This is a genomic window from Shewanella sp. ISTPL2 (assembly GCF_013283205.1).
Lineage (GTDB): Bacteria > Pseudomonadota > Gammaproteobacteria > Enterobacterales > Shewanellaceae > Shewanella > Shewanella oncorhynchi.
In genome coordinates this window covers 2,179,092-2,192,114 of sequence record NZ_JAAPAV010000001.1, presented here as the reverse complement: position 1 = coordinate 2,192,114, position 13,023 = coordinate 2,179,092, and the positions used below count along the sequence as shown (strand labels likewise).

Here is a 13,023-nt window from a genome sequence, read left to right as displayed (position 1 = left end):
TTTAAACATGCTGACCACCCCGATAGGAAGCACTAGGGTTCAGTGATAAAAACATCACAGCAATATGTGTTAACTCTGGATAGGCCTCTGTCACTGCCAACCTGATCGTTTGTTCTACTTTAAGATGTATATCAGGGTCCTTAGGGAACCAGAGTAACTCAACTTGGACAAAGCGTTGATCAATTTTTCCATTTCGAAAACTGATGCTTGGGATCCAATCTAATGTGAAACTCTCTGCATTACCTTTACATATATCCGCCAATGACTGCAGTAATGTTTGGCTGAACGCTGCAACGACCGCTTGTGGTAAGCCGCGCATACTAATATGTGGCATGGTTTAGTTGTTACCTAAGAACCTAAAATCGTAAGGGGTAGAAATTACCGACTTCACCTCGTCTCGGCAAGACTTTTCTCCCAAAAGTCTTGTTAAACCTAACGGTTTTGCTGGTAATTTGACCTCACGCGATTTTATTCCACTTCAGTGCACCGATTTACCTAAAAATCTTCTTCATTTATCCTTGCTTGAAATCGCATTTTACGGCGAGTATTCTCGGCATTATTTGCCCGTCCACACAATATTTCGCCCCTAAATAGGGTGATTCTTAACGCTACAAATCAGTCCAAATTTCACTAAACTGCACCCAAAATGTCTGCCAAATCACAAAATAATCTTCAAACCCATTTCATTCACCCCGAATCCAGTGATTTAGCGTAAACTAAACCGCCTATCTGCGATTAGACCACACGATACAAGATTAAGACTATGAACAAAAAAATTCTGCTGACGTTAGCACTGACATTGCTGTTTGCTTGGGGTATTTTCCATTTTAAAACCCAGTTAGGGTTACTCATCCTGCCGTTGTTTATTGGGCTAGTATTGTTTGTTACCCTACGTTTATATCGCTTGATGGAAAAGGATGACGGCAGCAGTGAGGATTAACCGCACACAATACCAACCTAATCTTAATGATGTTTTGATAAAAATGGCCAATAGCTAACATGGAAACGTTACTGAAAACCACTCTATATGCCGGCCTGCTCCTAGCCGCAAGTCATAATATGGCCTATGCAGAGCAACATGATTCTAGGCCGATAAGTGCTCAAACCACTTCGCTTAGCCAAGCAATCAGTAAGATCAGCCCTCGACATTCACAAATCGCCTTACTGGCAATGAATATGTCGAACAATCAAGTGATCTATAGCCAACAAGCTGAGACCTTGTTTATTCCAGCCAGTACCCAAAAGCTGCTCACGGCAGTCAGTGCTATGGCTCAGCTTGGGCCTGATTTTCGTTATGTCACACAATTATGGACAGATGCACCGATACGCAAGGGCCATATCGCAGGCAGTGCTTATCTGCGTTTTAGTGGCGATCCCACGCTGACTCAAGCCGATCTCAAGGCCATTTTTGTCAATCTCGTAAAACAAGGCATTAATCGCATTGATGGACATCTGTATTTGCTCGGCGATAAACAAGAGCAAATGCAAGCTCCCGGTTGGGTATGGGATGACTTAGGTATTTGTTTTGCTGCGCCTGTATCGAGTTATATTATCAATCAGAACTGCGTCTATGGTCAGTTTAGCCCCAGCTCTACCAGCAAACCTTCACAGGTAAGTCTGCGTGCGGGGAGTTATGGAGTTAAAATCAGCAGCGATGCGGTGTTTGATCAAAAGGCGAGCCGCGAATTTTGCCAACTTGATATGGTCAGATTAGGTCAAAATAACTACCATTTACGCGGCTGTTACCCTGGCGGTGAGGCGATACCACTGGCGATTGCGGTCAGCGATCCGTTCAAATTTGCCCAAGATAACCTCACCTCCCTACTTAAAGGCGAGATGTCTCTTGCGGGTAAAGTACAACTCGGCACTAGCTTACCCCAAAAGGCAAAACTAATTGCCAGCCATAGCTCGGCGCCCTTACCTGAGCTGCTCGAGACTATGCTGCTCAAGTCAGATAATTTGATTGCCGATAGCCTTTTTAAGCAACTTGGTAAAAGTTATTTTAAGACCCAAGGCAGCTTTACCAATGGTGCCGCTGCCATGCAGCGAATTTTAACGAATTTAGGCATAGATTTGAGTAACGCCAATATTGTGGATGGTTCAGGATTGTCACGCTATAACTTGCTCAATGCCAAGCAGTTAGCCGCGGTGTTGGCGCTAATCCACCAAGATAGCCGCTTTAGTCCGTTAATCACGAGTCTGCCACAGGCGGGGATCAGCGGCACCTTAAGATATCGCATGGGCTACAACAAGCCGCCGCTTAAACAGCAAATTTTTGCTAAAACAGGCTCGATGCAAGGCGTGTCTAACTTAGCGGGCTTTATTCGTTTGCCCCAGCATAACGATACCTTGTTTGTAATCCTTGAGAATGGCATGAGTCCTGAATTGAAAAATCAACATAACCCCTCATTCAATGCCGAGTTTCTTAAACAATTGATTTCAGTGCTGCAACCGTCATCAACCACTGCGACTGTGAATACTGCGGCTCACTAGAGTCATTAATTAACTGCTACAGAGTAAAAACTTGCACAAAAAAGCACTGAGTCATCAGTGCTTTTTAAGTTTTTATCTAAACGAATATACCGAAGCCTTGTTAAAACAACTCCGCAGGCATCGCCATAGTCGTCGCATCACCAGCTCTGACTTGAGCGATATGGTAATCCGCTTTTGGCAATAACTTATCAAAATAGAACTTAGCCAAATAGACTTTCTGCTCGGCGAAAGCTTTATCTTCATGATCCGCAACCTTATCAACCATAGCCAACCAGTAGAAACCATACAGGGTGTAACCAAAGGCATCTAAAAAGTCGACCGCACACGCATTAATAAGTGCAGGCTGAGCCACTTTGCGATCATTAACTGACTCGGCGACTATAACTAATGCATCTAAACGTGCGCATACTGCCGCCACTTTCACCGCATCAACATGGGTAAATGCCCGCATTTGTGCCTTCAAGTCTGCCACCAATTCGTTTAATGCGGCTAAGTTATCGCCGGTGACTTTACGACCGAGGAAATCGATGGCTTGAATGCCATTGGTACCTTCATAAATCTGAGCGATACGGGTATCACGGACTAATTGCTCAATACCTGTTTCACGAATATAACCATGTCCACCAAAGACTTGCTGCGCCATGATCGTCGCATCAAGACCGCGATCGGTTAAAAAGGCTTTAGCGACTGGCGTTAATAAACCCACATAACGCGCTGCTTTGGCCTTAACCTCATCTTGGGCATATTTTGCTAAATCCAGCTGTTGTCCTGTAAACACAGACAAAGCACGGCCCGCTTCTGTCATCGCACGAATGGTCAACAACATACGGCGCACATCGCCGTGGACAATAATGGGATCAGAATCACTGCCCGTCGGTGAGCCGCCAGCGGCGATGCCTTGATTACGCTCTTTAGCATAATCGGCCGCCATCTGGTACGCCGCCTGCGCACTGCCAAGCCCTTGAATACCAATTGCTAAACGCTCGTAGTTCATCATAGTGAACATGCACACTAGGCCACGATTAGGCTCACCAATCAAGAAACCTTGGGCATTATCAAAATTCATCACACAGGTCGCAGAACCTTTAAGGCCCATCTTATGCTCGATAGACCCCACTGATACACCATTGGCATTGGCTAAGCTGCCATCGGCATTAACCGATATCTTAGGTACCAGAAAGAGTGAAATCCCTTTACTATCCGGTAGCTTAGCAAGCACTAAGTGGATGACGTTTTCAGTTAAATCGTGATCGCCACCTGTAATAAAAATCTTGCTGCCCGTGATGGCATAACTGCCATCATCCTGCGGCAAAGCACGGGTACGGATATTACGTAGATCAGAACCCGCTTGCGGCTCCGTCATATCCATAGCACCCGCCCATTCGCCGGAATATAACTTAGGCAAATAAGCTTGTTTCAATTCTTCGCTGCCGTGGGCATTGATACATAAAGCCGCCCCCGCGGTTAACGAGCCATAAAGTGTAAACGCATTACAAGCACTGTAAGCCATTTCGTCGACTAAGATCCCCAGCATCTTCGGCATCCCCATGCCACCAAATTCAGGATCGCCACACAAACCAATCCAACCGCCCTGGGAATACTGCTCATAAACGGCTTTATAGCCATCAGGGGTAATCACTTGATTGTCTTGATGCAACACGCCCTGCTCATCGCCCGTCCGGTTCAGTGGATGGATCAACTCACTGCTGATCTTGGCTGCTTCTTCCAAAATGGCATTAGCTGTGTCGATATCGACCATTTCTGCAATCTCAGGCAATTGTGCCCAAGTGTTTGGAGCATCAAATACCTGTTCCAGTAGGAAACGCATATCCGTCAACGGGGCTTGGTAAGGATTCATTGGTAGACTCTTAAACGTAGGATTAAAACAGTTGTTTTAATTTATACCAGTTCACTGTAGAAAACAATCTCATTACAAATACAGCCGCGAATAATATAAAAGTATGCGAGTGTGCGAGCTAAGTATAAATTCAACCCATAAAAAAACCCTTAAGCTTGAACTTAAGGGTCTCTATTTTATAAGCTTTAACACAGGGTTGTCGCAGCGTTAGCTCACAGGCTTGTGGCAATTACCACATTAAATCATCAGGAATTGCGTAATCTGCATAGGGATCATCTTCAACGACCACAGCTTTAGATTCATCCTGTTGCCACAAATAACCACACCACTGCGGCACCAGCAGTTTCACTCGCTCGGCTAACTTATGTGGTACTAAGTAACTCTTATCTTCATAACGCACTATGCCTAACTGCCCTTTAAGCAATTCTGCCTGCAGTTTTTCATCTATGTATAAAGAATAGATTTTATTATCAAGAGTATAGTTAAATTTCACTTCAGCATAAGCTGGGATCTTAATCGCAGACTTAGTGAACTCAGTGATTAAACCGCGCACCTGTCCACGCTCTGATGCCTCTGCAAAACGTTGCTCATTTAGCGCTTTATCTTTTTGCGCCTGCAACCGTTTTTGCTCGGCCACTTCTTGCTTAAAAGCACTTGAGCCATCATCAACTCGTGATTTTTTGTCACGGCGTTTTTGAGTCTTAACGTCGCGAACCTTTTGTTTACTGGCAAGCCCTGCTTTGAGTAGCTGCTCTTGTAATGCATTAGCCATGGATCATTACCTACTTAATTTCTATAAAATCAAAGTTCTCGATTTTGAATAACCTAAAACCAAACTACATTTTTGCGGCCAGTTCGCCAAGCTCTGTCATCGCGATACTGGCGCCGCCAAGTGACCAACCGCCATCAACTGGCAGCACAACTCCCGTAATATAGGAAGCTAATTCAGAGCCTAAGAATAGCGCGGCATTAGCGATATCCTGACCTGCGCCGTTGCGTTTTAGCGGAACGGATTGGGCAACCTTTTGCTGTAATGCGGCGCTGGGTGCAAGGCGATTAAAGCCTTCAGTGTTAGCTATGGGGCCTGGCATAATCGAATTAATTCTCAGCCCCTCACAGCCCCACTCTAACGCTAAAGTTCGCGTCAGCATATCCACACCCGCTTTAGCCGCACACACATGCACTTGCATTGGCATAGCGATCGAAGCCTGCGGCGCCGAAATCTGGATAATATTGCCATTGGGGCGACGCAGCAAAGGATAAGCCTGCTCTAGCACTTGAAAACTGCCGAGCAAATCAATGTCCATCACCGACTTAAAACCATTGGCCGAAAGCTTTGCGGCGCTGGCAGGGAAATTCCCCGCCGCGCCGCTTACCAGCACATCGATAAAACCAAACTCAGAAGCGATTTTATCAAAACCGACTTCAAGGGCGCTAAGATCGCGCACATCAAAACTCACACCCAAATGAATACCGTCAGGATTGGCCTGTTGCAACTGCAATACCGCGGCATCGATTTTATCTTGACTGCGGCTCGCAACGGCCACATTTGCGCCAGCCTGTGCGAACGCAATAGCAATCGCGAGATTTATCCCACTGGTACCACCAACAACGACAACATTCTTACCTTGATAGTTAAACATCGTAGCATTAAACATGGGCGTTCTCCGTGAACAGTGAGATAAGCACTCAGGATGTGATTCATTATTCTATGCTGTCATTCAAGATACTATTTCAACTTTTATCCATCATATCAAGGATACCAACAAGCGATTCCAAGCCTTTTTTATTTAAACGACGGTCAAACGGCTTTCAAACCGCGCTTTAGACGGCTAGTGTGGCGTCTATGCCAATGATTGGTGAATCGCTTGCAATGCCGCTAACGGATCGGCAGCTTTGGTGATTGGGCGGCCAATCACTAAGTAATCAGAACCCGCTGCTATCGCTTGAGGTGGCGTCATCACGCGGTGTTGATCGCCAGCATCACTGCCAACTGGGCGGATCCCCGGAGTCACGAGCTTGAAATCCTGACCTAACAGCGATTTTAACGCTGTCGCTTCTTGGGCCGAACACACCACGCCATCGAGTCCCGCTTGCTGCGTGAGCTTCGCCAAACGTTGCACATGCTCAAACGCAGGCACATTGATGCCGAGTAATTTAAGATCGTCATCACTCATCGAGGTTAATACCGTGACCGCGATCAGCATAGGCGCTTTATCGCCGTATGGCAGTAAAGCTTTTTTAGCCGCTTCCATCATGGTTAAGCCACCGCTGGCATGTACGTTCGTCATCCATACGCCCAGCTCTGCGGCTGCGGCCACGGCTTTGGCGACAGTATTGGGAATATCGTGAAATTTCAAATCAAGGAATAAATCAAAACCACGATCATGGATATCTTTCACCAGTTGCGGGCCAAACAAGGTAAACATTTCTTTGCCGACTTTAAGGCGGCACATGTTGGGATCGAGTTTTTCTATCAGTTGTAAAGCATGGTTTTTATTATCGTAATCAAGCGCTACGAGGATAGGTTTAGTCGTCATCATCTCTCCAACGGGGTTACACAAACTGTGTATTCTTTTAATAGATTATTCGCCGTCTAGGCCTCGGATCCGTTTAATGCTGCCCCAGTTTTTACAGGAAGGACAATGCCAGTAAAGCGCATGGGAAGGAAAACCACACTCCTTACAACGGTAACTCGGACGGAATTTAATTTGTTGTTCAACGAGCTGCTCTAGCATAGTTAAACTTTGCTTAGCTTGCCCTTCTTCGGCTTGGCGCAAATGCATCTGCATCAAGTGTTGAAAACCTTTCATGGTCGGATGGCGATATAACGCATCGAGTACCATGCTCTCTGCCGCTTTAATCTCATCAAGACTTATCATGTGCTGCGCTAAGGCGACCACCACAGAAGCTCCAGCGCCATCGGCCATGGCGCCCGCGAGTAATTCTTGAAAACCTTCTTTATCTTGAGTGTCGCGATAAACTTGTTTGGCCGTTGGAATTGCATCGGCAAAAAGCTCGATATCGGCTTTTTTCAGTTGCAGCAGCATTTGCTTACACTGGGCATAATCTTGAATATCGAGGAATTTTTTCGCTAGGGTTAATAATGCACGACCGCATTGGGGATCTTGCTTCAGCGCTTGCTGTAGCAGTTTAATTTTCTGCGTGTCATCACTGGCTTCATCGGCTAACTGGCAATAGAAATGCGCCGTTAACGGCTTTAAAACTTGCTGACGTTTACGACTCAAACGCTTAGTGATATCAATCGCTTTTTGCCACTCTTTAATCACTTGATAAATAGCAATAAGCTGTGTTTCAGATTCTTCACTGTGATCGTCTTGGCTGACCAAGTTGATAAAGATTTCTTCAGCTCTGTCGTAAAAACCTGCTGCTAGATAATCTTTACCCAGCTCCATCATAGCGATGTCACGCTGCTCATTGGTTAATGTAGGCCGCGCGATTAAATTTTGATGGATACGAATAGAGCGGTCGACCTCGCCTCGCTTACGGAACAGCGAACCGAGTGACAGATGGGTATCGATGGTTTCATCGTCAACATCTAGCATACTGATAAACAAATCGACGGCTTTATCCGATTCGTTCGACAGTAAGAAATTGAGACCAGTAAAATAATCCCGGCTCAATTGTTTACGTTGATTACTTTGATTCTGCCTTATGCTCCGTCGCCCCATATACCAACCATAGGCGGCAGCAATGGGAAGCAACAGAAAGAGGATCTCAAGCATATTAGGCGTCTACATCCTGAGGGATTTTAGCGATCACTTGATTTAGTTTCTTTTTAGTTGCCGCTAAACTTAATTTCAAGCGAACAATATAGTAGCTAGCAAATAACCAACTCAAAATAAAACCAGCAAAAAAGACAATCGCTAACACAACAGGTAAACGATATTCACCCTGTGCGACAAAATAGCTGATAGTCACCACTTGTTCGTTGCGCGCGCCAAAAATCAACGCCAAAATAAATAACAGTGCCACAAGCACAGTTGCTACAAATGATTTCACGCTGCACTCCCTAAACGCGTTTCAATTTAATGATTATCCAAGAAATTTACTAAGCTGACCAGCATTGCCTTGCAATAGATACAAAAAAGCCTCCTAACGGAGGCTTTTTACTATGCGGTCAATCACACATTAACGGCGTCAACACGCTCGCGCAGTTCTTTGCCTGGCTTAAAGTGCGGGACGTATTTACCTTCCAAATCGACTGATGAACCAGTCTTTGGATTACGGCCAGTCCGCGGTGCACGATAGTGAAGCGAGAAACTACCAAAGCCACGGATCTCAATACGATCACCGCTTTCTAATGTTGTTGCCATTTGCTCCAACATTTCTTTGATTGCGCCTTCAACCTCTTTCGCCGACAGCTGCGACTGCCTGGTGGCGAGTTTTTCGATAAGTTCAGATTTCGTCATCCTAGCTATCCCCTATTATCAAGCCAAACACAGTCGCCTAATGGGGAGAGATGTCTCCCCAAACAACAGGCGATTATTTACGAGCTGCTTTAAACGCTTCAGCCATTGCATTGCTAATAACAGCGTCATCTTGTTTGTTCAGAGTCGCCATTACTTCTTTCTCTTCAGCTTCGTCTTTCGCTTTGATTGACAGGCTGATAGAGCGGTTCTTACGGTCAACACCCATGAACTTAGCTTCGATTGCATCACCTACATTATAGACAGTAGATGCATCTTCGATACGCTCACGTGAAATGTCAGCTACACGGATGTAACCTTCAACAGTGTCAGCCAGTTCAACAGTCACACCTTTAGCATCAACAGCAGAAACAGTACCGTTCACGATAGTACCTTTCTTCTTGTCAGCCAAGTATGCGTTGAATGGATCATCTTCAGTTTGCTTAACACCTAAGCTGATGCGCTCACGCTCTGGATCTACAGACAGAACCACTGCATGGATTTCATCGCCTTTCTTGTATTCAGAAACTGCGTCTTCGCCAGTACCGTTCCAAGAAATGTCAGACAGGTGAACTAGACCATCGATACCGCCGTCAAGACCGATAAAGATACCGAAGTCAGTGATTGACTTGATCTTACCAGAAACCTTGTCGCCTTTGTTGTAACGAGTTGCGAAGTCATCCCATGGATTAGTCTTACATTGTTTCAGACCTAGAGAAATACGACGACGCTCTTCATCGATGTCCAGAACCAGAACTTCAACTTCATCACCTAAGTTAACCACTTTAGATGGGTGAATGTTCTTGTTAGTCCAATCCATTTCAGAAACGTGAACCAGACCTTCAACGCCTTCTTCGATTTCTACGAAGCAACCGTAGTCAGTTAGGTTAGTAACGCGACCAGTTAAACGTGTGTTTTCTGGGTAGCGTTTGCTGATTTCTAACCATGGATCTTCGCCAAGTTGTTTCAGACCTAGAGACACACGAGTGCGCTCACGATCGTACTTCAGTACTTTAACGTTGATTTCATCGCCAACATTGACGATTTCTGATGGATGTTTAACACGTTTCCACGCCATATCTGTGATATGTAGCAGACCGTCAACACCACCTAAATCTACGAATGCACCGTAGTCAGTCAGGTTCTTAACGATACCCTTAACTGCTTGACCTTCTTGCAGGTTTTCTAACAGTGCATCACGCTCAGCGCTGCTTTCTGATTCGATAACTGCACGACGAGAAACAACAACGTTGTTACGCTTCTGGTCTAGCTTGATAACTTTGAATTCTAATTCTTTGTACTCTAAGTGAGCGGTGTCGCGAACTGGGCGCACGTCAACTAGAGAACCTGGTAAGAAGGCACGGATACCGTTTAATTCAACAGTGAAACCGCCTTTAACTTTACCATTGATGATACCGATTACAGTTTCAGCATCTTCATAAGCTTTTTCCAGAACGATCCAAGCTTCATGACGTTTCGCTTTTTCGCGAGACAGTTGAGTCTCACCGAAGCCGTCTTCAACAGAGTCAAGAGCTACGTCAACTTCATCGCCAACTTGAATTTCTAAAACGCCTTGAGCGTTTTTGAATTGTTCAGCTGGGATTGGGCTTTCAGACTTCAGACCCGCGTCAACCAGTACCATACCGTTTTTGATTGATACAACAGTACCACGAACGATAGAGCCTGGACGGAATTCCAGAGTTTGAAGGGATTGTTCAAATAGATCAGCAAAAGATTCAGTCATGTTTAGGTTACTTTCTTTATTAAACCACTGTCCGTCCTAGACGTGGAGTCAGTCAAATTATCCGTATCATCCTTAATACGAATACCTATCCGGTGAGCTAACTTAGTTAGTGCCGGATAATTTTTGGTTGATAAAGTTAAGCGCAAGCGCCAGCACTTCATCAATACCCTTACCGCTAGTATCGATAATGAGCGCGTCCTCGGCGGGGACTAAAGGAGCCACCGGACGATTCATATCGCGGTCATCACGTTCGATAATTTCACTTAAAAGGCGCTCGATATTAACATCGAAGCCCTTGTCCTGCAACTGATTATAGCGTCTTTGGGCACGCTCTTCAGCTGAGGCGGTTAAATATAATTTTGCCGGCGCACTTGGGAAAACCACTGTTCCCATGTCACGACCATCGGCAATTAATCCTGGCGCCGTTTTAAAGGCCCGTTGGCGACGTAATAAGGCTTCTCTCACCCGTGGAAAGGCAGCGACTTTTGAAGCGGCATTCGAGCACTCTTGGGTGCGAATGTCGTTGGTGACGTCTTCACCTTCCAATATCACTTGAACCGGATCTTTATCATTGCCTGTTAGAAACTTCACATCCAGATGTGCCGCTAACAACGTGATAGACTCTTCATTTTCCAGTTCAACGTTATGATGAATTGCTGCAAGCGCAAGAACTCGGTAAATGGCACCACTATCAAGTAGTTGCCAACCTAGATGCTGAGCCAATAATTGACTAATTGTACCTTTGCCAGCACCACTTGGGCCGTCGATTGTGACTACAGGAGCCCGTTCAGACATACATTCCTCCGCAAAAAATAACCATCATCCGTGAGTTCATCAAGTGAGCCCCCGAAAATGAGCGCGCAGCATTGTACAACAAAAGACAAACAAAATCCGTGGATTTTTTATGAAGATTAGCAGCCGCACAAATACGGCTTGCTATTCTTGGCATCGATGGTTGTCACAATGACGAAACAAACAGACTTAGCCTTGCAGGCTCGCAAACTGCTTAAAGTAGTCAGGGAATGTTTTAGAAGTACAATCTGGATCATTGATGGTGATACCGCAATCGGCAAATGCCAGCATAGAAAAGCACATGGCCATGCGGTGATCATTGTAGGTATCAATTTCAGCGGTCTTAATCACGGCAGGCGGAGTGATTTTAATGTAGTCATTCCCCTCTTCAACCTCGGCGCCCACTTTTCGCAGTTCAGTTGCCATAGCCGCTAACCGGTCGGTTTCTTTAATACGCCAGTTATAGATATTGCGAATAACCGTCGTGCCTTTAGCAAATAAGGCTGCGGTTGCAATGGTCATGGCCGCATCGGGAATGTGGTTCATGTCTAAGTCGACGGCCGTTAATTGGGAGCCACGTGCAATAATATAGTCATCGCCCCACTCGATATCTGCTCCCATTTTTTCGAGCACATCGGCAAATTTTACATCGCCTTGAATACTCAAACGGCCCACACCTGTGACTTTGACTTCGCCGCCCTTAATCGCCCCTGCCGCGAGGAAATACGATGCCGATGACGCATCGCCTTCTACCAGTACTTTACCCGGTGATATATAACGCTGGCCTGCAACAATCTCAAAACGCGCGTAGTCATGGTTAATGACGTTAACGCCGAACTGCGCCATCAAGGCGATAGTGATATCGATATAAGGCTTAGAGACTAACTCACCTTTGACATGGATATTGACGCTGCCCTTAGCAAGCGGCGCCACCATCAACAAAGCCGTTAAAAACTGGCTCGATAAATCGCCTGCAATTTCAACATCACCGCCATTAAGGCCAGTGGCATTAATCGTCAATGGCGGGAAACCGTCATTTTTAAGATAAACAATATTGGCACCGAGTTGCCTTAAGGCATCGACTAAATCGCCAATCGGACGCTCTTCCATACGTGGTTCGCCCGTGAGGGTAAATTCACCTTGGCCTAAGGTTAAGGCGGCGCATAAGGGGCGCATTGCGGTACCCGCATTGCCTAAAAACAATTCCTGCGCGGATGCTGAGGAAATCACACCACCTAAACCATCGAGTTCACACACAGTATTGTTTTGCGATAAACGGTTGTTCACCCCTAACTGCTTGAGGGAGGCCAACATGTGGCGGATATCATCTGAGTCGAGCAGATTGGTGAGCGTAGTCGTACCTTGGGCTAAGGTGGCCAATAATAAGGCTCGATTTGAAATACTTTTTGAGCCCGGAATATTGATTTCACCGCGGACTTGCACAACAGGTTCAAGACGTAATTGCTTCATGAATAAATCTTCTTTCTCTATAGGGCGTCATCATCACGATCACGCGGACTGAATACGCAAAATGGCAACTTCACGCTACAGCGCGTCAAGTTAAGATTACAAATAAAAGGAGATTGGGGCCTTGTTGGTGCTTCGTCGTTATAAAATTACCGATTGTCGCTAAGGATTCAACCGTTTTTTCGAGAAAAATGGCATTTTGGTCAGATTATTTGCTGAGATCAGTGTAAAAATAACAA

The 13,023-nt window shown here is 45.6% G+C and carries 12 protein-coding genes and 1 pseudogene; 2 read left to right on the top strand and 11 right to left on the bottom strand.

Annotated features, from left to right (window positions below; all coding sequences use genetic code 11):
- Window position 1: 1 nt before the first annotated feature.
- Entirely contained in the window at window positions 2-334 is a 333-nt protein-coding gene (locus HUB64_RS09675; RefSeq protein ID WP_028759882.1) for a DUF1904 domain-containing protein, read from the bottom strand.
- A 429-nt stretch (window positions 335-763) separates the two neighbouring features.
- On the opposite strand from HUB64_RS09675, the gene HUB64_RS09670 reads away from it, so the two are divergent.
- Complete coding sequence (locus tag HUB64_RS09670; protein ID WP_006081710.1) at window positions 764-940, top strand: hypothetical protein; 177 nt, start codon at window positions 764-766, stop codon at window positions 938-940.
- A gap of 59 nt (window positions 941-999) precedes the next feature.
- Window positions 1,000-2,493, top strand: a complete 1,494-nt coding sequence (gene dacB, locus HUB64_RS09665; RefSeq protein WP_173496888.1) for a D-alanyl-D-alanine carboxypeptidase/D-alanyl-D-alanine-endopeptidase — start codon at window positions 1,000-1,002, stop codon at window positions 2,491-2,493.
- 100 nt (window positions 2,494-2,593) lie between these two features.
- Here the strand turns inward: dacB and HUB64_RS09660 are convergent, their stop codons facing one another.
- The 10 genes and pseudogenes from HUB64_RS09660 to aroA all read right to left on the bottom strand — a co-directional run bounded on the left by HUB64_RS09660 (window position 2,594) and on the right by aroA (window position 12,787).
- Window positions 2,594-4,351, bottom strand: a complete 1,758-nt coding sequence (locus HUB64_RS09660) for an acyl-CoA dehydrogenase family protein (protein WP_028759880.1) — start codon at window positions 4,349-4,351, stop codon at window positions 2,594-2,596.
- A 229-nt stretch (window positions 4,352-4,580) separates the two neighbouring features.
- On the bottom strand, window positions 4,581-5,123 hold the full coding sequence (locus HUB64_RS09655) for a DUF2058 domain-containing protein (RefSeq protein WP_028759879.1): 543 nt from the start codon (window positions 5,121-5,123) through the stop codon (window positions 4,581-4,583).
- A gap of 64 nt (window positions 5,124-5,187) precedes the next feature.
- Complete coding sequence (locus HUB64_RS09650; protein ID WP_173496887.1) at window positions 5,188-6,009, bottom strand: SDR family oxidoreductase; 822 nt, start codon at window positions 6,007-6,009, stop codon at window positions 5,188-5,190.
- A gap of 186 nt (window positions 6,010-6,195) precedes the next feature.
- Complete coding sequence (gene pyrF, locus HUB64_RS09645) at window positions 6,196-6,891, bottom strand: orotidine-5'-phosphate decarboxylase (RefSeq protein WP_173496886.1); 696 nt, start codon at window positions 6,889-6,891, stop codon at window positions 6,196-6,198.
- Window positions 6,892-6,936: 45 nt separating this feature from the next.
- On the bottom strand, window positions 6,937-8,097 hold the full coding sequence (lapB, locus tag HUB64_RS09640) for a lipopolysaccharide assembly protein LapB (RefSeq protein WP_168827071.1): 1,161 nt from the start codon (window positions 8,095-8,097) through the stop codon (window positions 6,937-6,939).
- 1 nt (window position 8,098) lies between these two features.
- A complete protein-coding gene (locus HUB64_RS09635; RefSeq protein WP_028759876.1) occupies window positions 8,099-8,374 on the bottom strand; it encodes a LapA family protein in 276 nt (91 codons plus the stop codon).
- Window positions 8,375-8,496: 122 nt separating this feature from the next.
- Window positions 8,497-8,784 carry an integration host factor subunit beta gene (ihfB, locus tag HUB64_RS09630; protein WP_006081718.1) on the bottom strand — a complete coding sequence of 96 codons (288 nt, stop codon included), beginning with the start codon at window positions 8,782-8,784 and terminating at the stop codon, window positions 8,497-8,499.
- Between the two features lie 73 nt (window positions 8,785-8,857).
- Window positions 8,858-10,528, bottom strand: a pseudogene (rpsA, locus tag HUB64_RS09625) (30S ribosomal protein S1); the annotation flags it as partial.
- A 99-nt stretch (window positions 10,529-10,627) separates the two neighbouring features.
- Window positions 10,628-11,320 carry a (d)CMP kinase gene (gene cmk, locus HUB64_RS09620; protein WP_168827070.1) on the bottom strand — a complete coding sequence of 231 codons (693 nt, stop codon included), beginning with the start codon at window positions 11,318-11,320 and terminating at the stop codon, window positions 10,628-10,630.
- Between the two features lie 186 nt (window positions 11,321-11,506).
- Window positions 11,507-12,787 carry a 3-phosphoshikimate 1-carboxyvinyltransferase gene (gene aroA / locus HUB64_RS09615; protein ID WP_168827069.1) on the bottom strand — a complete coding sequence of 427 codons (1,281 nt, stop codon included), beginning with the start codon at window positions 12,785-12,787 and terminating at the stop codon, window positions 11,507-11,509.
- Window positions 12,788-13,023: the final 236 nt, after the last annotated feature.